Origin of the sequence: Advenella kashmirensis W13003 (assembly GCF_000506985.1) — a bacterium.
GTDB classification, from domain to species: domain Bacteria; phylum Pseudomonadota; class Gammaproteobacteria; order Burkholderiales; family Burkholderiaceae_B; genus Advenella; species Advenella kashmirensis_A.
In genome coordinates this window covers 514,142-533,757 of record NZ_KI650979.1, presented here as the reverse complement: position 1 = coordinate 533,757, position 19,616 = coordinate 514,142, and the positions used below count along the sequence as shown (strand labels likewise).

Annotated in this window: 18 protein-coding genes and 1 pseudogene; 11 read left to right on the top strand and 8 right to left on the bottom strand. The window is 53.0% G+C overall.

Going from position 1 to position 19,616, the window contains the following annotated elements; translation table 11 throughout:
• Positions 1 to 4: 4 nt before the first annotated feature.
• The 7 genes and pseudogenes from W822_RS26625 to W822_RS45750 all read left to right on the top strand — a co-directional run bounded on the left by W822_RS26625 (position 5) and on the right by W822_RS45750 (position 5,613).
• A complete protein-coding gene (locus tag W822_RS26625; protein WP_024003569.1) occupies positions 5 to 514 on the top strand; it encodes a hypothetical protein in 510 nt (169 codons plus the stop codon).
• A gap of 13 nt (positions 515 to 527) precedes the next feature.
• Positions 528 to 1,028, top strand: a complete 501-nt coding sequence (locus tag W822_RS26620) for a hypothetical protein (protein ID WP_024003568.1) — start codon at positions 528 to 530, stop codon at positions 1,026 to 1,028.
• A 6-nt stretch (positions 1,029 to 1,034) separates the two neighbouring features.
• The gene (locus W822_RS26615) at positions 1,035 to 1,529 is read left to right on the top strand and encodes a hypothetical protein (RefSeq protein WP_024003567.1); all 495 of its coding nucleotides are present in this window, start codon (positions 1,035 to 1,037) and stop codon (positions 1,527 to 1,529) included.
• Positions 1,530 to 1,532: 3 nt separating this feature from the next.
• Positions 1,533 to 4,163: a DUF2169 family type VI secretion system accessory protein gene (locus W822_RS26610; RefSeq protein WP_024003566.1), complete on the top strand. Its 2,631-nt coding sequence runs from the start codon at positions 1,533 to 1,535 to the stop codon at positions 4,161 to 4,163.
• A pseudogene (locus W822_RS46775) lies at positions 4,123 to 4,395 on the top strand (pentapeptide repeat-containing protein); the annotation flags it as partial. The gene W822_RS26610 and the pseudogene W822_RS46775, both read left to right, overlap by 41 nt.
• A 30-nt stretch (positions 4,396 to 4,425) precedes the next feature.
• A complete protein-coding gene (locus tag W822_RS26605) occupies positions 4,426 to 5,208 on the top strand; it encodes a pentapeptide repeat-containing protein (RefSeq protein WP_172642758.1) in 783 nt (260 codons plus the stop codon).
• 9 nt (positions 5,209 to 5,217) lie between these two features.
• Positions 5,218 to 5,613: a DUF4150 domain-containing protein gene (locus tag W822_RS45750; protein ID WP_024003564.1), complete on the top strand. Its 396-nt coding sequence runs from the start codon at positions 5,218 to 5,220 to the stop codon at positions 5,611 to 5,613.
• 12 nt (positions 5,614 to 5,625) lie between these two features.
• Here W822_RS45750 and W822_RS26600 read toward each other — a convergent pair whose 3' ends face one another.
• The 6 genes from W822_RS26600 to W822_RS26575 form a co-directional block, all read right to left on the bottom strand.
• Positions 5,626 to 6,081 (bottom strand): hypothetical protein, encoded by a 456-nt coding sequence (locus tag W822_RS26600; RefSeq protein ID WP_024003563.1) that lies wholly within the window; start codon positions 6,079 to 6,081, stop codon positions 5,626 to 5,628.
• 85 nt (positions 6,082 to 6,166) lie between these two features.
• Positions 6,167 to 6,865: a GntR family transcriptional regulator gene (locus W822_RS26595; protein ID WP_024003562.1), complete on the bottom strand. Its 699-nt coding sequence runs from the start codon at positions 6,863 to 6,865 to the stop codon at positions 6,167 to 6,169.
• A gap of 100 nt (positions 6,866 to 6,965) precedes the next feature.
• On the bottom strand, positions 6,966 to 7,958 hold the full coding sequence (locus W822_RS26590; RefSeq protein ID WP_024003561.1) for a Bug family tripartite tricarboxylate transporter substrate binding protein: 993 nt from the start codon (positions 7,956 to 7,958) through the stop codon (positions 6,966 to 6,968).
• Positions 7,955 to 8,383, bottom strand: a complete 429-nt coding sequence (locus W822_RS26585; RefSeq protein ID WP_024003560.1) for a hypothetical protein — start codon at positions 8,381 to 8,383, stop codon at positions 7,955 to 7,957. The genes W822_RS26590 and W822_RS26585 overlap by 4 nt, the downstream gene beginning before the upstream one ends.
• 3 nt (positions 8,384 to 8,386) lie before the next feature.
• Positions 8,387 to 9,940, bottom strand: coding sequence for a hypothetical protein (locus tag W822_RS26580; protein WP_024003559.1), 1,554 nt, complete (start codon positions 9,938 to 9,940; stop codon positions 8,387 to 8,389).
• Positions 9,941 to 10,207: 267 nt separating this feature from the next.
• Complete coding sequence (locus tag W822_RS26575; RefSeq protein ID WP_024003558.1) at positions 10,208 to 10,966, bottom strand: IclR family transcriptional regulator; 759 nt, start codon at positions 10,964 to 10,966, stop codon at positions 10,208 to 10,210.
• Positions 10,967 to 11,091: 125 nt separating this feature from the next.
• Between W822_RS26575 and W822_RS26570 the strand changes: the two genes are divergently transcribed.
• Both W822_RS26570 and W822_RS26565 read left to right on the top strand, forming a co-directional pair.
• Positions 11,092 to 12,504 (top strand): FAD-dependent oxidoreductase, encoded by a 1,413-nt coding sequence (locus W822_RS26570; RefSeq protein WP_024003557.1) that lies wholly within the window; start codon positions 11,092 to 11,094, stop codon positions 12,502 to 12,504.
• A 104-nt stretch (positions 12,505 to 12,608) separates the two neighbouring features.
• On the top strand, positions 12,609 to 13,619 hold the full coding sequence (locus tag W822_RS26565) for a Bug family tripartite tricarboxylate transporter substrate binding protein (RefSeq protein ID WP_024003556.1): 1,011 nt from the start codon (positions 12,609 to 12,611) through the stop codon (positions 13,617 to 13,619).
• Here the strand turns inward: W822_RS26565 and W822_RS26560 are convergent, their stop codons facing one another.
• Positions 13,620 to 15,569, bottom strand: coding sequence for a metallophosphoesterase family protein (locus W822_RS26560; protein ID WP_216593296.1), 1,950 nt, complete (start codon positions 15,567 to 15,569; stop codon positions 13,620 to 13,622).
• A gap of 205 nt (positions 15,570 to 15,774) precedes the next feature.
• Entirely contained in the window at positions 15,775 to 16,749 is a 975-nt protein-coding gene (locus W822_RS26555) for a tripartite tricarboxylate transporter substrate binding protein (RefSeq protein WP_024003554.1), read from the bottom strand.
• A 138-nt stretch (positions 16,750 to 16,887) separates the two neighbouring features.
• On the opposite strand from W822_RS26555, the gene W822_RS26550 reads away from it, so the two are divergent.
• Together W822_RS26550 and W822_RS26545 are read left to right on the top strand one after the other, a co-directional pair.
• Positions 16,888 to 18,483, top strand: a complete 1,596-nt coding sequence (locus W822_RS26550; protein ID WP_024003553.1) for an AMP-binding protein — start codon at positions 16,888 to 16,890, stop codon at positions 18,481 to 18,483.
• Between the two features lie 175 nt (positions 18,484 to 18,658).
• A complete protein-coding gene (locus W822_RS26545) occupies positions 18,659 to 19,510 on the top strand; it encodes an NADPH-dependent oxidoreductase (protein ID WP_051401580.1) in 852 nt (283 codons plus the stop codon).
• Positions 19,511 to 19,616 lie beyond the last annotated feature (106 nt).

Sequence of the window (19,616 nt, the reverse complement as noted above, 5' to 3'; positions counted from 1 at the left end):
AGTCATGGCAATATATAAAGGCATTTATAACGACATCTACAAAGATAAAGCCACCTATGACGTACAAGGGAAGGAAACCAAAACGGTCAAGGGAGAGTCGGCACAGGATTACAAGGCTGGATTGAATTTAACGATCGAGTCTGGAAAACTGGAAATACGAGCCCAGACACTGCTTGACACTGCCAAGATACTGAATTGGGATATTGACGACACGCATGACAGCAAGGCCGGGTCGTTGAGCGTTTCGGTGTTCGGGGCAAATGTGAATGCCTTCGGTTTTTTCATGGTGCAGTCCAAAGCGCTGGCCTGGGCCTCGGGCCAGATCGTTACCAGTAATGGTGTGGTGCTGTGGGTCAACGCGAATCCCATTCAGGTGTTGATGACGCGTGGAAAGCTAACGGCATTTAGCAACGCCAAAAAAGCGAACACCGGCAAAAAATTCAGCCTGAGCGGGATACGCCTGGTGACTGTGACGTCGGAACACGTCAACGCCAAGACCTCAAAAACAAGTTGACACAGGAAAAGTCATGGCAATATATACCAAGCCGTTTGAAAACAAATATGAAGTCAACCTGACGAGCAATTTTGAACAAAAAGAAAATGTCACGGTCACAGGAGTATCGACCGTCACTTATAAAAACGGCTTGCTGATCGATGCGAGCGGACAGACCTTTACGATAAACGACAATACGTTCACGCGCAAGGGCGACACTGTCAAACGCATCTACGACAATTCATTTTCGATCGGCGTTGCGAACGTCGGCGCTGCCGGCTCAAACATCGCACATTCCACGGTGACGGCAACGCATGCTCGGACGCGGAAAACGGAAGTGTCTGCGCTGTATGTTCTGACATACGGACTGTTCTTTAACCCGTCACCGCTTAAAGCCGTGAATTCGAAAGCAGCCTTTCCGAATTTCCTGGCGATTGTCGAGGCAGCCATTCTGAACAAGGAAAAGTGCGAGCGAATTGAAAAGACGGAAAACAGCAAAGATTACAGCTATTCCGGTCTGACTGTTGTATGGTGATTAAACATGGCCATTTTTAAACAGAACGCGACGGACAAGTATCTTCAAGATGCAACGTTCACTTATGAAAGTACCCTGGACAAGACTGTAAAATTGCCGTCTACCCATACCCATCAGGGCGATTTGAGCTGGACGACCGATAGTCAGATTACCTGCAAGGCGCCCGAGATCCTTGAAAAGTACACCAATGTGGTGAAGATCGATGGCCTGGATTTCTATCTTTATGGCAGCAAGTCGTCCAGATCGCCTCTCAATCTGGCCTTGTATGGCTATAGTATGAATGTGTCTGCGGCCTATCTGAATTTTTCGAGCTCCACTTTCAACAGGGGGCGCCACTTTCTGCTTCCTTCCAACACCCGTGTGCATTTCGGTCTTGCGCAAGTACAGATCGTGAAAATGAAGAGCGACAAGCGATCAGTCGGTATGACAAAAGGTGCAGTGTCCAAAAAAATACAAGCGTTATATGTGACGAAAGTCAAAGGTCAGAGAACACAAACCTGAATCATGAAAATAATTAAACCATTTCGGGCCGGTCTGTTGACGCGTCCGTTTCAGTGGCGTGGCCGTACAAAACTTGCCGTTGGCGTTTACGTTCTTGTTTCACGCGATAAGCAAGGTCATTTTCTGGGGGCGGAGCAGAAAATCTGGTCCGATATCCTGCCCATGCTCGACAGTGGTGGCGTGTTGGACCAGATTATGCCAAAAGCGCGTCCTGAATATCTGATCAGCGGATCGGCCTATACCGCCCATCAGGACGACAAAACACAGTGCATGGTGAAAGCAGAAGTCGGCGACCTGAAAAAGGCGCTCAGAGTAACGGGACAGCGATTCTGGATTGACAACACGATCACACCAGCCCAGGAATTTGAGAGTATGCCGGTAGACTGGTCGCACGCTTTCGGGGGACAGCATTTTGTCGACAATCCCGAAGGGCTGGGACTGGACGAGCATACTATAAATGGTACAAAAGCGGTGCCGCTTCCCAACATAGAGGACCCTTTGCACGGCGTGAAAAGCAAAGGAGACCGTCCCGCCCCGGCTTCGTTCAGTCCCCTGGGAATGACACATCCGCAGCGCCTGAGCAAGCAGGGCACGTATAGTGAAGAATGGTACAGATATGAGTTTCCGGGCTTTCTGCCGGATATGGATCCGTCTATTTTCAACATGGCTGCCCAAGAGCAGCAATGGCCGGGTCTTGAGCAGTTACCGCTAGGCGCTTCATTTCGGGTGTGGAACATGCATCCTGCGCTGCCGTGCTGGGAAGATACTATTGCGCCACTGCAGGCCAGGGTGTTGGTGGTTGCTCGCGATACCGAAAGTCGCCAGTGCATAAAAGAAGTGCCCGACATGCAGGCGTCAACGCTCTGGCTGTTGCCTGAATCGCAGTCCTATATCATGATGTTCCATGGTTCAATCGACATTCAGGATGCGGAAGCGGACGACATAGAGATCGCGATGGCGGCGATCGAAATGGCAGATGCGCCAAAACCGTCAGCGTATTATGAACAAGTGCTTGCATGGCGACGAGACCCGAAGCAGGTCATGTATCACCTGGATAAAGACGAAGAACTCATTGCGCCGGTCCTGATGCGTTCACTGGAGGTGACGGACCATCTGGTCGATAAGAACCGCCTTGGGCAGCGGCTTGATATGTATCTAAAGCAGCAGCACGAGCAAACGAAGGCGTGGTTCGATCAGAACGGTCTGGATTATCAGGCGCTTGTCCCTGAGTTTATCGGTCCGCCGGAAAGACCGGTGGACCTTGCCGACAACCCGGAGCGAGCCGAGAAAATAGTGAGCGACGCAAGGTTGCAGGTCATCGAGCTGATGCAGGATGTTGACGACCCCGAGATCGAGCGCTATATACAGGAGCTGCAAAACCCCGAAGGCATTGATTTGAAATCGTGGAAACTGGATCGTTCCGGTCCACCGGATCTGGACTTCGTGGATGATATGAATCGATCCGCCAGGACGTTTTTGTCGGACGCCCACTCGACCCAAAAGGAGGACAGGGATTCTGAAGATATAAAAGACGCGTTGAGAAAATCATACTTATATACAGCGCACCTTCAGAAAGCGATTTTCCCGCTGGAACGGCAAAAAAGTCAGGCCCTGCGCGCGGAGGTGATACGGCGTTATCAACAGAAGGAACCGCTCTGTGGCCAGGATTTTACCGGTGCCGATCTGAGTGCGCTGGATTTGCGAAGCGCAGATTTTTCGGGCTCCTTTCTTGAGAGTGCCAGCTTTGAAGGCGCAACACTGACGGGCGCCGATTTCAGTGAGGCCGTGCTCACCCGGGCCCGCTTCGCTCACGCAATTGTGAAGTCGGCTAATTTCAGGCGAGCCAATCTGGGTGAAGCGGTGCTGAGTCACACGACGCTGCAGGAATGCAATTTCGAAGAATCTGAATTGGTCAGAATATCGATTTCGTCATCTGAAATCGTGCGCTCAAAATTTATCAATATTATGAGCGATTATGTCCAGATGGCAGATTCAACGTTACTGGGGTGCGACATTCAAACGTGTCTGTCGTCAGATTTTAATTTGAAGGGAGTGACGTTTCGGGATTGCAAGATTGAAAAATGGGCCTTCATGGACAGTCAGCTGGTGGAAGTTGTGTTTGATGCGTCAAACCTGAAAGACGCATCAGTCACTACGTGCAAACTGGATAATTGCGAATTTCTGAAAAGCCACCTGGATAATCTTTTGATTGAAGACGATGTTGATTTGATCAAGTGTAAATTTGTCGGCAGTCGGTTGAAGGAATGCAATTTCATGAACATAACGGTCAAGGGTAGCAGCTTTTTATACAGCGACGTTTCAGGAACGGATTTTTCAAAGTCGCGCTTGACCCATTGTGATTTTGATCACGTGATCGCCAGGGACGCCATTTTCCACAAGACAGACCTGACCGGCAGTTCATTCAGAAACGCAAATTTGATCCAGGCAACGCTGGAGAAGGCGAATTTGTCTGCGGTCAATTTCGAGGGTGCGACGTTGTTTCGTACGAATGTCTCGAAGGTTCATGTTGATGGAAACACAAGGCTGAGTGGGGCCTTCATGGAAGAGTTGGAGATGTATCCACTTTATCGGGATGACGAACAACGCATCTTCAGGCTGTTTGCTAATGAATGAAGAGATTTTGCAAAGATATCTGAAGGACAGTTCCCCCTGTTCTGATGAGGTGCTCATCGGCCTTGATGTCACGGGAGCGGACTTGTCCGGCATGACGTTCGATCATGTCGATTTTACAGGCAGCCGGTTTACCGATTGCGATCTCGCGGAAACGGTATTTTCGGATTGTAATCTGACCGATGTCGTCTTTACGACGAGTGATCTGAGTGAAAGCGCTTTTCTGACCTCTACGCTATCGGGCACCACTGTCTTCGAATGCAGGTTGCTGGAAGGGGCGTTCACGGAAGTGGATCTGCGGCAAGCCGAGTTTGTAGGCTGTACCATCGAAGATACGGTTTTTCAGCACGTTCGCCTTGCGGGCGGGTGCATAAAAAAGAGCGACGTGGTTCGTTGCGTTTTCCATGAGTCCGATCTCGGTGATTTTACGTTTACGGGTGCAGACCTGGACAAAATCATTTTTTACCAAACCGACCTGAGAAAGACGAATTTGGAAAGCGAGCTGTTCAATCAGGTCATGCTGATCGGCTGCGATATGCGGGGGATGGATTTTTCACAGAAACGTTTCGTTGCCTGCCAGTTTTCGGAAGCCAAATTGCAGCGGGCAGATTTCACCGGTGCGTATGTCAAAGGATCAATGTTTGCCCAATGTGATCTCTCCGAAGCAAAAATGAACGGCTTATTTGGAGAGGAGACGGTTTTTGCCAGGGCAGATTTGACCGGCGCCGCTGTTCAGGGCGCGCAATTGAATAAAACGATTTGGACTGAGGCGATTCTGAATGGAACGAACTTCAGCCGATCGAACCTGGAGTATGCGGTTTTTGAGCGATCCCGTTGTGAGGGTACGATGTTCACAAAATGTAACCTCGCCTATTCGAATTTCGATTATGCTTTACTGGAAAACGCCAACTTCCAGGATGCAACGCGAACACACATTCGCGCGCATGGGGCGACGGGGCGCGCCATGGGGTTTCCGGCAAATACCGACGACGCCGCCCTTAGAAGAGCTGAGCTGCACAGTGTACGACATAAAAACCCATTTTTTTAAGGATATTTCATGTACAACATAACCTCGCTGGGTGGCGGCTTTCTCGGCTTTCCTGATTTCTGCAAGACGCCGCCCGCCATGCTGCCCATACCCTATCCAAACTTCGGCACCCATTTGCTGGCGCCTAACCCTTGCTTCCGGATTCTGTTTTGCTGTGCCCCAGTCCATAACAAAGGGACCCTGAAAGCGATCTCTTTCGGAGATCAGCCGGGCGTGGCTGGCGGTATCGCATCCCAGGTGTTTATGAGCAAGACGGGGCATCTGGCCAATTATTCCAGTACCTACAAACTGAACAACAAGCCGTCGGTACGACTGTCTGGTATTGAAAAAAGCAATCGGCGAAATGTCATTGTCTTTGATATTATTCCCAGTTTTCAGTTCAAAAATCAATGTTTGGCCGGATGATGGCTGTTATTTCTATAAATCATCGAAGCGGATCATGACTTGATCCGTGCCCGGGATATACCTGATCGGAACGGTTTGTCGACCGGATATCTTCTCGTAGGTTTCGTCATAAATGGCGTCGGTCACCTGCACGGTGGCGTTACTGGTGTCGGGTTGCAGGGTAAAAATATAATACTGCGTCACTTCGTCAGCTGAGCCCATTTTTTCGACGGATATCAGCTGTGCTGTGCCGTTTACGCCGTCCTGAATAATGGTGTTTTTCTGCTGTTCCCATTCCCGCACGGTTTTTATATTAATAATGCAATACGGAATAACCAATAATTGCACAACGAGAAGATAATAAAAATAATGATCGGGCAATGCGGCTGCGTAGATGTATATGGCGAGCGCCAGTGTGACGATCTGGGCAGAAACCGCCAGATAGAGTGCGATACGCATTGCAGGAAAATGGGCGTCGTAGGCTGCCATTAGCGTGATATTGTGAGCGTGAATGAAGTGGCTGACTTAAAAGCAATATAGTCGCTTTTCGTGCTTCTGGCTAGTGAACAATTGTTCAGGTCGGCACGCGCTCGGAAAGCCTGCTCAGTTTCTGCTTGTTGGCAATACTGCGCCTGGCATGTTCACGACACAGCGCTTCTGCACGGGCCCCTTCGCGCTGCGTGATCGCATCAAAGATGGCCTCGTGGTCTTCCTGGGCGCGGGTGAAAAATTCCAGTTCGATCTCGGGATAGTCGCCGATCGAGCCCAGATTGCCCGCGCGTGCGAAGACGGTTCTCGATACGATCTGCATCGATTGGGCCAGGTGGGAATTTCGCGCCATATTGATGAGCGCATCGTGAAATTGCTTGTTGTTTTCCGCCCAGGATTCAACAAACGGCTGTCGCATGTCACGGGTCCACGACGAAATCAGGTGGCGACCGTTTTCCACCAGCATGCCCAGCCAGTTGTGATCTTTGTCTGAGAGTCCCATTTCCGCAATGCGGCGCGCGGCATAGCCTTCCAGAACACCGCGTAATTCAAGGGCCTCAGCCACTTCAGCCATATTGATTTCGCGGACACGGAATCCCTGGCGGCCGGATTTTTCCACATAACCCAGGCGCTCCAATTCGCCAAGCGCAAGGCGCAAGGGCGTGCGCGAGACATTCAGCTCTGCGGAAAACTCAATTTCCTTGATGCGTGAGCCGGCAGGCAACGATCCTTTCAGGATGCGCCTGCGCAATTCGTCTGTAACTGTTTTTATAAGTGTCGACATGCAAATGAAATAAGTCTGGCGCCAGCCCTGCGAAATCGGGCAGTGCAAGCCCAGATTATAGCCGCAAACGTTCCGGGCTTTGTTTTGGTACGCTTTGTGATCAGTCCACTTTCGCACCGATCTCCCGGACAACGGCGCCCAACCGTTGTTTTTCCTGGTCGGTGAAAGACTGGAATTGGGCAGGCGCCATGGGAGAGGGAACAGCGCCCCGGGCGCGAAGCCGTTCATCAGTCTGCTTCTGCTTGAGCGCTTCGCCAATGGCTGCATTCATTTTTTCGATGATCTGCGGGGGGGTACCAGCTGGCGCATATAAGCCGTCCCATGCGTAGAACTCAAAGCCTTTTACTCCAGAGGCGTCCAATGTCGGGATGTTTGGCAAAGACGCGCTGGGCGTCTTGCTGGTCACGGCAAGCGCTTTGAGTCTGCCAGACTTGATTTGAGGCATCACGTTAGGCGTGACATCAATAATGAAATCGATGCGTCCCCCGATAATATCAGTGACTGCGGCGGCATTGCCCTTGTACGGTACGTGGGTGATAGCCAGGCCGGTCTGTTTTTTGAACATTTCGCAGGCAAGATGTGAAGAGGTTCCGTTTCCGGCAGAACCACAGGTCAGGGGTTTGTCGTCTGGCGCGCGATACGCCAGCATGTCGGCCACCGAGTGAATGCCTTTTGCGTTATCTTGTGCGACCACCATAGTGAGTTCTATCGTGGAAAAGCGTCCTACCGCCTTCAACTGTTCCGGCTTGTATCCAACCGATTTGTAAAGACTATGGTTGATGGCCTGGGTGCCATTGGTGCCATAGAGGAAAGTGTATCCATCCGCCTTGGCACGCGCTGCCGCAGCGCTGCCGATGTTGCCGCCCGCACCGGGATGGTTTTCTACCACGATACTTTGCCCGATCGTTTTGGCTAGCGGCTCTGCTGCGAGCCTGGCCAATGTATCCCCACCACCGCCTGCGGCAAAAGGCACAATAAGGGTGATAGGATGATCGGGCCAGTTTGTGCCCGCTTCAGCTGCAGAGGCTGCCGATCCGACTGCTATCGCTGTGATAGCCACAGCCAGCGTCATTGTTCTCTTGAATTGTCTCATCTGGTTCCTCGCTTGGGGAATGAATTCTTATCGTTAAAAAACAGCATGACCGCACTTCCTACCGCCAACATCAAAAACGCATAGAGCTGCACACTAACCGGACCGCTTATCCTGCCGGCGATTTGTTCGCTGAACAGACACACGGGATACATGCTTAACCACATCGCAGCCGTTCCGAAAAAAACACCGGGCTCCACGTTGTGCATTGCTTGCCTGCCAATATGCCAGACAGACATCAGGATCATCAGCGCAAGGGAATAAGGGAAAGCCATGCCGTGCGACACGGAGTAAATGGATAGAAATTTGCCGGCCGGGTCTGCCTGCGCGCATTGCGTCAGCCAAAGAATGGCTTCGATATGTCGCGCATCCAGTCCTGCTGCCAGCCAGCAGGCAGCCATCCACAACCCGGTGCTGAGCAGGCTCATGGCTCAGCTACCGCAGCAATTGCCTTTAAGCGGGCTGCTGGATACGCCACTGTGATTACAACAGCCGCCTTTCCACCAGTTTGCGCCTTCGCCGGAACAGTACTTGCCGTCTGCTTCTACCATCTTCATAAACATCGGATGGTAGTTTCGGCACACTTCCAGCTCGGTTTTGACCCAGTGCAGAGGATCGCGGGCATAGTGGTCCCAATAGTCTCCCTGCATATTGATCCCCGGCACCGCCGGGTTCCAGCTTTCGTCCAGCCACAGATCGGGGTCGCCGTATTTTGAGCACAGCTTGCGTATTGCAGGATCATCCAGTGCCAGCAGGCGACCGTTTTCAATCAGATTCTCGTTGTCGCCGGAGCGCTCGGTATGATAGGTCGGGAAGTACAGGTGTAGATGCCAGTGGCCGACCAGATGCCCGGCCCGGGCCGCTTCGCGTTCGGTCATGGACGAAATGATGGTACCGAATCCCATGTGAATCACGCCCGACCGCACGCGTTCATACAGACAGTTCACGAATCCGGATGGAAAATCTTTGCGTGGCCGGTGGATATGGGGGTTGGTGCCGATAGAGGCTTCCCACCAATGCATAATTCCTTTGTCCGGGAAGCCGGGGTACTGGATGTCTTTGGTTTTTTCCATGACGTCGCGCAGTTGTCTGCCGAACTCACCGCCTTCATTGATTTGGACAATTTTGGAATTTTCCACGATCAACTGCGTCCAGTCGCAGGGCGCGATATGGTTGGTCGTGCCGGCAATCACCCCGCAGGCATCTTCTTTTGTGGGGTGAAACAGCCATGGCCGCCCCGTGATATGGCCTGGCAAATAAGTCTTTCCGAACTGTTCATTGCCCTGCCATGTTTTGGCAACCAGGTCGGGGGCATAAAACTCACGCTTATCATCCCAGTATTCGTCGTGATTGGTGTACGAAATATCAGTTCCTTCAGGGTCGGTAATTCTGACCCGTTTCGCGCTGCGTATCCGGTCCCACGTCCATTTATCTATGGCGTTAATGACCTCGATCGGCATGGCGTGTGCGGGGGAGGCGAGAATTTCAGGCGTGATAAAAGGCATGCGCTGGATTTTTACCAGGCGTTCGGCCAGTACGGGTCCGCCATAACCCATCAGAATTTTGTCGTACATCTGGCGTTTTTCTTCCTCTTCCCACATGTCCATCCATTCGGCCAACTCTTTGGTGCGGAACAGATAATATTCGACCTCGTCCGCGCCGACCCACTGCCGGACAGGGCCGCGGTCGATGTATTTGATGTCGTATTTGACCTTGTATTTTTGCAGGATCTTTTCGCAGGCCTTGATCGTCAGCTCGCTATGCCAGTTGTCAACCCTGAGCAGAACGCGCTCTCCTTCCTTCAGATCCCAACAGGCATTGAGTCCATGGTTGTAGGGGCGCTGGGCGACATGCTCCAGATAGGGCAGTAACTGGTCCTCGTGATTGATCTCAACAAAAGGCGGGCAGCGGGGCGGACGCTTGCCTCTCAATGGAGGGCTGTCGTAATGTGGCAAGCCCTGAAGTTTTTTGGATGGGGTGTCCATTTTGTCTCCTTGATATCGTTTCGCAATTTATTTGCATGCAGTTTATAGTAGATTAAATATTAAATATATAATCTGCATGCATTTTGTCTATTGTGCAAGATATAGTGAATTTCGGACAAAAGTGGTAATGGGGTGCTGGCGGCAGGCATAGGAAGCTGTTTATGAGGCCGAAGGCGGGGCGTGCCATGGCATTTCGGGCTAACGGTGCCCGGGAAGTTATGCGTCGGTCAATGTGAGCGGTGATGGCCTGCTATCGGATATCGATCATCATCGAACTTCAATACTGTCGCCCAGTCGGGTTTCCCGTCTGAGCGTGTCCAGTACTTCCTGCTTTCGCGATCCCGACAGTCGGCTTTTTATGGTGGCGACGCTGATCGCCGCTATGGGTTCACCGGCCTGATTGCATATCGCGACACCGATGGCGCAGACAGAAGGAATAATCAATTCGCTGTTATAGCCATAGCCGAGTTTGCGAGACTCTGCCAAAAGGCGCTCGATGGCCTGCAGTCGGTCTGCATCGAATCGTTTCAGATACGGTGCACTGGCATGCATGACTTTGTCGACTTCCGACTGCGGCATATGAGCCAGCATGGCTGCGCCTCCTGCCGAAACACATAAGGGGCGCCTTCCACCGACTTCAACGGTAAGGGCCTTGAGCGGATAACCACCTTCGCATCGGGCGATACAAATAGACTCGTGTCCGCTGCGCAAATTGAAAAAGGCGGTGTCTCCGGTTACTTCTGCCACGCGTTGAAGAATGGGGGTGCACAGCGCTTCCCAATCAAATTCTTCTCGCACCGCCAGCCCCAATTCAAATACCATTCGTCCCAGTCGATAGCGGCGTGTGCTGGCGTCCTGCATCACCATTCCTTCACGTATGAGCCCGTTCAATAACCGATGGGCGGTGGAATGGTTCAGCTCGCAATAAGAGGCCAGTTCCGACAGGCGCCAGCCCGAATGGGGGCGAGTCGAAATGGCCCTGATCAGAGCGAATACACGCTGTATTACCTGGGTGCCTTCATTCATTTGTTCATTATATGGACATTGTAATTGGAATAGTATTCTTATTTGACGCGTATGAATACATAATCAATCTCATCAAAATAAATATGTATAAATAAATTTTCACTATATGAACAACGGGACATGTGATGAGAACCGATGAAATACAAACGCTGGAAACAGATGTGCTTGTGGTTGGCGCGGGCGCTGCAGGAGTGGCCGCGGCAGTGACTGCCGCCCGTAAAGGATTGAATGTGACTTTGGTTGAATCCGGCGCCATGCCAGGGGGCGAGTTGCTGACCGGTATGGCGATCGACGGCGCACTCAATGGCCTGGGCGAATGGGTTGTGGGTGGCTTTATTACAGAACTGCTGCAGGAGTGTCAGCGACTGGAAGGCTATATTGGTCCGCTGAACGATTGGCGTCTGATCCATTACGTTTGCTATGATCCGGAAATCATGAAGCTGGCTGTCGCAAATCTCCTTGGGCGCCATGGTGTGCGATTATTGCTTCATACGTTTGCCTACGATGTTGAGCATGCCGACGGCCATGTGCAGTCCGTGCATATTCTGAACAAACAGGGGCGTACGCGAGTGATTGCATCTCTGTTTATCGATGCTTCGGGAGATGGTGATATTGCAGCCATGGCCGGCGCTTCATATCTCAGTGGTGATCAGGGCCAGTATCAACCCTTATCCCTGATGTTTCGTCTTGCAAATGTAGACACCGATCGCCTGCTCGATTTTCTGTCGCATGAGCCGGAGCACTTTGCACTGGGGGAAAGCGATGCGATCCGGGGAGGACGAACCGATCAGGAAATTGTTAAGGAAGTTTGCAAACAGGGGCATCCTACTGTTTTTCTGAAAGGAGACGGCCCGCTTATGGCAAATGCAATAGAAGCAGGAGAAATGTACCCAACTGCGCTCATCATGATCCAGCCGACCTCAACGCAAAAACGCGAGGTATGCCTGAACACGACACGGGTGGCCAATGTTGACGCTACTCGTACGGGCGAGTTGAGCGCCGTGCTGGAACCATTAAGCAAGCAAATCGAAACTTGCACGAATTTCATGCGCAGTCGGGTACCTGGTTTCGAGCACGCGGTTTTGTCGGGTTTGGCCCAGCGTATTGGCATAAGAGAGACGCGGCGCATTGCCTGCGATGAGATGCTCACTCAGGAAGATGTGCTATCGGCCCGAAAAAGAAAAGATGGAATCGGAAAGGGCAGCCATCATGTGGACATTCATCAGGACGGCATTGGTCAATTGCGTATTCCGGTTGAAGGAGGCGGTTCTTACGACATCCCGATAGGCTGTCTGTTGCCCAAAGGACTGGAAAACCTGGCTGTTGCAGGTCGCTGCCTGTCTGCGGATCGTCCTGCGCATGGTTCGGTGCGCGTTATGGGACCTTGTATGGCAATGGGCCAGGCCGTAGCCACCGCCGCCTCACTTGTACTGGCGGATAAAGGGCAGGCGGCAAAGCCGGATTTTCGGTCCGTGGATATAGAGCAGTTGCGCCAGGCGCTGGCAGGCGATGGCGCGATTCTTGACGGTACACACTAACGCGTCCTGACAAAAGACGATAGCTTTGCCTGTGTGAGCTTCTTCCGGGTTAAACACAGATTTAAATTTGCAGATCTCATAACAATTAAAGACGGAGTCAGATCATGAAGGAATCACAGTTCAAAATAACTGCATTGCAGCGGATATTCCGGTTCGTTGCATTTTTGCTCATTGGTATTTCAGGTGTCATTGCCGGAGCCCAGTCGTCGTTCGCAGCGGACTATCCGACACGTCCGATAAAGATCGTCGTGCCATTTGGTGCCGGAGGCTTGACCGATATCGTGGCGCGGCTGGTCGCGGAGCGCCTGTCAAAAGACGCTGGCTGGAAAGTGATTGTTGAAAATAAGACCGGTGCCGGCGGCAACATTGGTGCCACCGAAGTGGCGCGCAGTAAGCCTGACGGATACACCTTGCTGATGGGCTCTATCGGTACCAACGCCAGCAACCCGTTTATCTACAAGCATATGCCGTACGATCCCAAAAAGGATTTTGCACCCATTACCCTTGCGGCCACGGGGACATTGCTGCTTGTCATGAATCCATCGCTGCCGATCCATTCGACCGGGGAGCTTATTGAATACGCCAAACAGCATCCGGGGCAACTGAGTTACGGTTCCGGGGGTATGGGCGCTTCCCAGCATCTGGCAGGCGAGCTGCTCAAATCCATGGCCGGCATTGATATACAACATGTGCCATATAAGGGGCTGGCGCCTGCAATCCCGGACTTGCTGGCCGGACGCATCGGGTTGACGTTTGATATGGCGACGGCGCTGCCGTATGTGAAAGAAGGAAAGCTTCGGGCGATTGCGGTGGCCAATCCCAAACGTTCCCAGGCGCTGCCTGATGTGCCCACGATCGCAGAGTCAGGTGTGCCGGGATACGCAGCCAGTGCATGGTACGGCTTCTTTGCACCGGCCGGCACCCCAACGGGCATTGTTCAATTATTGAACGAAAAAATCTCGGATATTCTGAAGCAAGAAGACATTCGCGCCCGCCTGATGGCAATGGGAGCCGAGCCCGCGGTCAGTACGCCTGAGCAATTGGCATCCTTTGTAGAAGAGGAGTCTGAAAAGTGGGGCAAAGTGCTCAAAGGCCTGAATTTACAGCTCGATTGACTACCGTCCCTGGTCGCCGGCCTTTGTTTGTTCGGCTACCGCGTCGGATGCGCCATGATCGGGCGCAAGAAACCGGGTAGACGGTCGACCATCTGCATTGTGTTGCACGACGCGGGCCGGGCGGCCTTGTGCGTCGAGCCATACCTGACCGATGCCGGCACTGTTCCATAAGCGTTCGCCGCTGCGGCGGTGTTCGGGCAATCGCGGGTGGATTTGCAAGTGCCGACGCTGTGTGAACCAGTTCAACGGAGAGCGCGGGGCGTAAAGCCAGCGGTTCAGGCGGTCCAGCCAATCGAGCAGCCGTGGCGGGAATTCATTTTTGATACCGCTGCTGGTGATTTGCCAGATATGTGGCGTGCGATCCTGGTCGCGCACTTGCACATCGTAAGCGAATGAATAATGTACGTCGCCCGACAGCACAACATAGTTGCCGGGCGTGCGGGAATGTAGAAAAATATTGAGCATGACGCTGGCCGCCCCGCGGTGCGCCATCCAGTTTTCTGCGTCCACCGTCAGGGCATGACCGGTGTAGGTGCATATCCGTTGTACCACCTCAATCAATTTGACGCCAAACATGGGAGTTGGTGAGACAATCACGGCAGCCGTTTCATCAAGCAATTCATGCTGCAAGTCGGTCAGCGATTCCCAATCCATCAGCCCTGAGGGTCGATTGGGCAAGCGTCGGTTGCGCCAGCGACGTGTACGAGTGTCCAGAACAATCACAGTCGGCTGCGTTCGCAACACGTAATCCCATTGACTGAAAGACAGCAGCTTGCTGATCAGCGTATCCTGTGCTTGCGCCTGGAGCCGGTCTGCGTCGTCGGTTGTCGCTGTCAGTGTAGTCACGTCCTCGAGCACTGCGCTGAAAACATCGGGCCGGTTTCCCCATCCCTGGCAAAGCATGTAAGCGATCAATGCGTTGCCTACGATGCGTCTGGAAAACGGATGCTCATACGCGGTACTCGCCCATTTGGCGGACAAATTCCAGTCGTCGGTAATATCGTGATCATCAAAAATCATGAGCGTTTGCACATGCGCGAGCTGCCGTGCTGCCTGGGGTAAATCACGACAAAACCCATCCAGGCTTTCCTTTTCGCGATTCCATTGACGGACGTGATCGGCATCGAGTGCCGGCATGAAGGGCTCGGAAATGAGCTGCCAGGGGACCGGCGACCAGACCAGCAGATACATTGCCATCACTTCGGCCAGCGTCACCAGATGATTATGCGCACTGGATGTTGTGAATATCGGTTTTTCCACGCCGCCAAAGAAACGCTCGCGCAGTGCTTCGTTGGATTTGAATGCCGGCAGCAATTCTTCACGGTGATAATAGCTTGCAGAATGGGCGTACAGCGCCTGACTGTCTGCAACCACAGCGCCTTCCAGATGTTCGCCGTAAAGGCCGAGGCGTTCAATCAGGGCATGGATTGCGGCCAGCATGGGGCCGGCCACATCGTCTGCGTAGACTTGATCGCCGCACAGCATCAGCATGGCGGGCCGCATGTCGGCATCTGCTATGTGATCTGCCAGGAGGGCGTCAGCCCGCGCCAATCCATCAAGCGAAGGGTGATGCGGCTTGCGGCACGAGCCGAACAAAATATTATCGGCGCGACTTCGCAATACCATGCTGGGTCGGTCTGTTCCTGCATGCAATAGGTGAGGTGCCCACTGTGCAATATTCGATTCGGTACCATCATCAAGTGTGGCGATCAGGTCATAACCAATCACCGTGTCTTGTGGAAGCGGCTCGGTCAGCGTTATATCGATCATATGCAAACAGGCATGGCGACCGACAGGAACACGGCGACAACGTGTCGCATCAAGCGGCATTCTTCGCGATGCTTCGCCGGCGGGCGCGAGCAGGAGCGTCAGATCCAGTGGGGCGCTGCCGACCAGCCATAGAACCAGACGGGTCGGCTCCAGACGGCGCAGGATAGGACCGGCCAGCACAGGCGGCAGGGAATGAGCGGTGGTATTTGGAATCAATCGAAGTGGAGCGATCTATTAAGGATCTGATATGAAATAAACCGATCCAGTATAACAGGCCACTCCGGTATGCTTTGCGCCTGTTGGTGTGTCCCGGTGCCGCAATGCGTCTATCGTATTCGAATGAAACATATTGCCGCTTGCGCGGCAAAAGCAAAGACGTGATGTTTTACTGGCTGGTCGTTGTTGCGTCGTCAGCAAGCAGGCCTCTCCAGCGAACAATCTCGCTTTTAATCAGTTCGCCGAATGCTTCCGGTGTCGACACCTGTACTTCGCCATCAATGACGGCAAGGCGCTGTGTGACTTCGGGATCCGCCAGGCTTTCTTTTAACGCATGATTGATTTTTTGCACGATGTCGGGTGGCGTGCCCGCCGGCGCCAGTATTCCCCACCAGACCAGCGCCTCGAAGTTTTTTATTCCCTGTTCGGCAATAGTCGGTGTGTCGGGTGCCGACTTCAGCCTCTGCTTGCCTGAAGTACCGAGCAGTTTGACGCGTTTGGTATCGAGTTGTGCCTTGATTTGTGACAGGCCCGTGAACGACATATCGACATGTCCGCTGGCGACATCCAGAAGAGCCGGACCCGCTCCGCGATAGGGCACATTCAGCAGGTTCAAACCGGTTGCATCCCGCAACAGCTCTGCTGCCAAATGACTGGCCGAGCCCTTTCCAGAGGTCGCAATGGTGAACCGGGTTGGGGTCTTTTTGGCTAAAGATAACAGTTCTTGTATGTTATTGGCATCGAGTGACGAGCGTGCGGCCAGTCCCATCGCATATGTAATAACCAGCCCTACTGGTGTGAAGTCGTCGGGCGTTTTATACGGCAGCTTTGGCAAAAGTGTCGGATTGGTAGCAAAACTCGGACTGACAATGAGCAGGGTGTAGCCGTCTGGCGCTGCGGTGGAAACGGCTTCTGTTCCGATGACCGTGTTGCCCCCGCCGCGATTATCCACAATGACGGGTTGTCCGACCTCGGCTGCGAACTTATCGGACCAGGCCCGGACGATAAAATCGCCTCCGCCGCCCGCGGCAAACGGAACGATAATTCGAATGGGTTTATTGGGATAGGAGTCAGCAGGCGCCGCGAAGGCGGAAGTGGCGGCCAAGGCTGTCCCGAAAACGACAGCTCGAATCAGGTTTTTCATTGTCTCTCTCCATTGGATGGTAGATGCTGCTGTTAGTTGTTATGTGCCCATACTTTCCGAATCCATGTGTATACTATTGTGCACTAATGTGTATTTAAAGTAAACTCAGCATCATCACCTATTACAAGGTTCGCGTCAATGAAAAGTCCGATTGATGTGTTGCGCCAATATCGCCCTCATAATGGAACACTGCATGATGCGTTTCAGAGCCGCTGCGAGGTCAGGCAAGATGATGTTTTTCTCGTCCTCGCCCAGGAATCACTGACCTGGCGGGAATTTGGCGCGCGGTATGAGCGGTTTGCAAATGCTTTGTCGGCGCGTGGCATTGGTCACGGGGACAGGGTCGCCGTTATGGGACCAAATGATCTCGTTCATTTACTCGCCCTGTTCGCTTTGGCACGATTGGGGGCAATCATGGTGCCAGTGAACCCTGAGCATCGTGTTCGTGAACTGAATTACGCTTTGGGCCACGCGGACGTGAAAGGCGTCATCGCGCATATCGACTTGCTGAGTCTCGTTGAAGAGGCAACACAGGATTTCACTCGCAGGCCATGGACATTGTGCTGGGGGCAGTCCGATGCTTTTTCCCAGGATTCGGTCATGCAAGCCATCGAGGACGTGCCAGCCGCTATCATCACGGATACAGTGAGCGCCAGCGATACAGGCGTGATTATCTACACCTCGGGAACGACAGGATTTCCAAAGGGCGTCATGCACAGTCAGGAGAACCTGTTGCTTGCCGGGGAGGCCAACGTCGCGCGCTTGCACATGCAAGCCGAAGACCGGGTGATGATTATCCTGCCGTTCTTTCACATCAACGCCTTATTCTATTCCCTGGGCGGCGTGCTGGCTGCCGGGGCGAGCATGATTATCGAACCGCGTTTCTCAGCCTCGCGTTTCTGGGACGTTGCGGCGACCAGGCGGGCCACTATTGTCAACATCATCGAAGCGATCGGATCTATCCTGTGCGTGCGGGATCGTACCGAATATCGTGCCGATCACTGTCTTCGCATCGCGTATGGCGTACGCAAGAAGGCGGCCACGATATTCAGGAATGAATTTGGCATATCACGGCTGTTTTCAGGATTTGGCATGACCGAGGTACCAGGTGTCACGTGCAATCCCTACGACGGGCCCGATAAGGCAGGCAGTATGGGAATCATCGGTATTCATCCCGATCCGGGCCGGCCATGGGCACAGTGCAGGATCGTCGACGATGACGGCAACGATGTTGAAGCCGGCCAGACAGGCGAGCTTTGGATCAAGTCGCCCATTGTGATGCAGGGATATTTTCGGGACCCGGAGCAGACGGAACAGGCATTTGAAGCGGGCTGGTTCAAGACCGGGGACCTGGTGCGTCGCGATGCTGACGGGTTTTATTTCCATATATCACGCAAAAAAGACATTATTCGGCGGCGTGGCGAAAACATTGCTGCAGCAGAAATAGAAATGGTGATTGCCGAACATCCCAACGTTTTTCAGGTTGCCGCCCTGGCGGTGCCTTCGGAGCTGGGAGAGGACGACATATTTGTGGCGGTCGTTGCCAGGCCCGCGTCAGAGCTGACTGAATCAGACGTGGCTGCCTGGTGCACAGAGCGGTTGGCTGCTGCCAAATTGCCGCGGTATATTGTCTTGCTTGAATCATTGCCTCTGACGCCCACGCATAAAATTGCCAAAGCGGTCTTGCGCAATGATGCGCAGCTGCGGTCACAGGCGGTTGATTTGCAACGCTGAAATTTTTGCTATCCGATAGATCGCGGAATACGCCGTGCCGCTGTAGTGATTACGATTGTGATCAAGACAGCGAATGCGTGAGCGATATCATTTAGAATGACGTGTCTTGTCAAATGTCAAAGGAAGACTTCCTGGCCATGACGCTTTTTTTGCCCGATCCGGAGTTGAATAACCAATGAATACAGAGCCGTTGACCCAAGCCCCGCGTTCCAACGCACCGCAAGATTTGTTGCAGGCACGTTATCAGCACGCGCCGATCGTCCCGGAAGAGTTAAATGCGACCATTGAGACCATGCTCAATCATCGGTCGGTACGGGCCTATTCTGATGAAGCGCTCAAGCCCGATACGCTTGAATTGCTGGTTGCCGCAGCGCAGTCTGCGTCGACGTCATCCAATCTCCAGACCTGGAGCGTGGTAGCTGTTCAGGATCCGGCTCGCAAGGAGCGTTTATCGCAAATGGCGGGTAACCAGGAGCATATCCGGCGCTGCCCACTGTTTCTGGTATGGGTAGCGGATCTGTCACGACTGAAGACCCTGGGTGTCAAACATGGTGTGGCGCATGCAGGCCTGACCTATCTGGAGGCCTTTTTGGTCGCGACCATCGACTCGGCACTTGCGGCACAGAATGCAGCGGTGGCTGCCGAATCGATGGGACTGGGTGTTGTTTATATTGGAGGCATGCGTAACCAACCGGAGCAAGTCGCCAAAGAACTGGGACTGCCGGAATATGCCTTTGCCACTTTTGGAATGTGTGTCGGCTATCCGGATCCGCTGAAACCGGCTGTGGTCAAGCCTCGTTTGTCGCAGTCGGCCGTTTTGCACAGGGAAGTGTATGACGCGTCTGCACTTGAGGCCGCCGCGCAGAACTATAACGCAACAATGAGCGACTTCTATACAATGCAGGCAATGAAAAACAGTGGGCCCTGGGATCTGCATTCGTTGAACCGGTTACGCGGGCCGGAATCACTGGCGGGCCGTGACAGGCTGGTTGAAGCGCTGAATAATTTGGGGTTTGAGTTGAAGTAGAGGTAGCTTAGCGTACGTGTTATTCGTTTGCTCTCATTCCATCCAGTGGAATTGCGGTCGTGATTGCTCAATAGTTGGCGAGTAGAATTCTCTTGCAATGACAAGA

Bases quoted from the DNA above. Each gene is read 5' to 3' on its own strand.
- W822_RS26625 (WP_024003569.1), top strand. From the start codon at position 5: ATGGCAATATATAAAGGCATTTATAACGACATCTACAAAGATAAAGCC.
- W822_RS26620 (WP_024003568.1), top strand. From the start codon at position 528: ATGGCAATATATACCAAGCCGTTTGAAAACAAATATGAAGTCAACCTG.
- W822_RS26615 (WP_024003567.1), top strand. From the start codon at position 1,035: ATGGCCATTTTTAAACAGAACGCGACGGACAAGTATCTTCAAGATGCA.
- W822_RS26610 (WP_024003566.1), top strand. From the start codon at position 1,533: ATGAAAATAATTAAACCATTTCGGGCCGGTCTGTTGACGCGTCCGTTT.
- W822_RS45750 (WP_024003564.1), top strand. From the start codon at position 5,218: ATGTACAACATAACCTCGCTGGGTGGCGGCTTTCTCGGCTTTCCTGAT.
- W822_RS26600 (WP_024003563.1), bottom strand. From the start codon at position 6,081: ATGGCAGCCTACGACGCCCATTTTCCTGCAATGCGTATCGCACTCTAT.
- W822_RS26595 (WP_024003562.1), bottom strand. From the start codon at position 6,865: ATGTCGACACTTATAAAAACAGTTACAGACGAATTGCGCAGGCGCATC.
- W822_RS26590 (WP_024003561.1), bottom strand. From the start codon at position 7,958: ATGAGACAATTCAAGAGAACAATGACGCTGGCTGTGGCTATCACAGCG.
- W822_RS26585 (WP_024003560.1), bottom strand. From the start codon at position 8,383: ATGAGCCTGCTCAGCACCGGGTTGTGGATGGCTGCCTGCTGGCTGGCA.
- W822_RS26580 (WP_024003559.1), bottom strand. From the start codon at position 9,940: ATGGACACCCCATCCAAAAAACTTCAGGGCTTGCCACATTACGACAGC.
- W822_RS26575 (WP_024003558.1), bottom strand. From the start codon at position 10,966: ATGAATGAAGGCACCCAGGTAATACAGCGTGTATTCGCTCTGATCAGG.
- W822_RS26570 (WP_024003557.1), top strand. From the start codon at position 11,092: ATGAGAACCGATGAAATACAAACGCTGGAAACAGATGTGCTTGTGGTT.
- W822_RS26565 (WP_024003556.1), top strand. From the start codon at position 12,609: ATGAAGGAATCACAGTTCAAAATAACTGCATTGCAGCGGATATTCCGG.
- W822_RS26555 (WP_024003554.1), bottom strand. From the start codon at position 16,749: ATGAAAAACCTGATTCGAGCTGTCGTTTTCGGGACAGCCTTGGCCGCC.
- W822_RS26550 (WP_024003553.1), top strand. From the start codon at position 16,888: ATGAAAAGTCCGATTGATGTGTTGCGCCAATATCGCCCTCATAATGGA.
- W822_RS26545 (WP_051401580.1), top strand. From the start codon at position 18,659: ATGAATACAGAGCCGTTGACCCAAGCCCCGCGTTCCAACGCACCGCAA.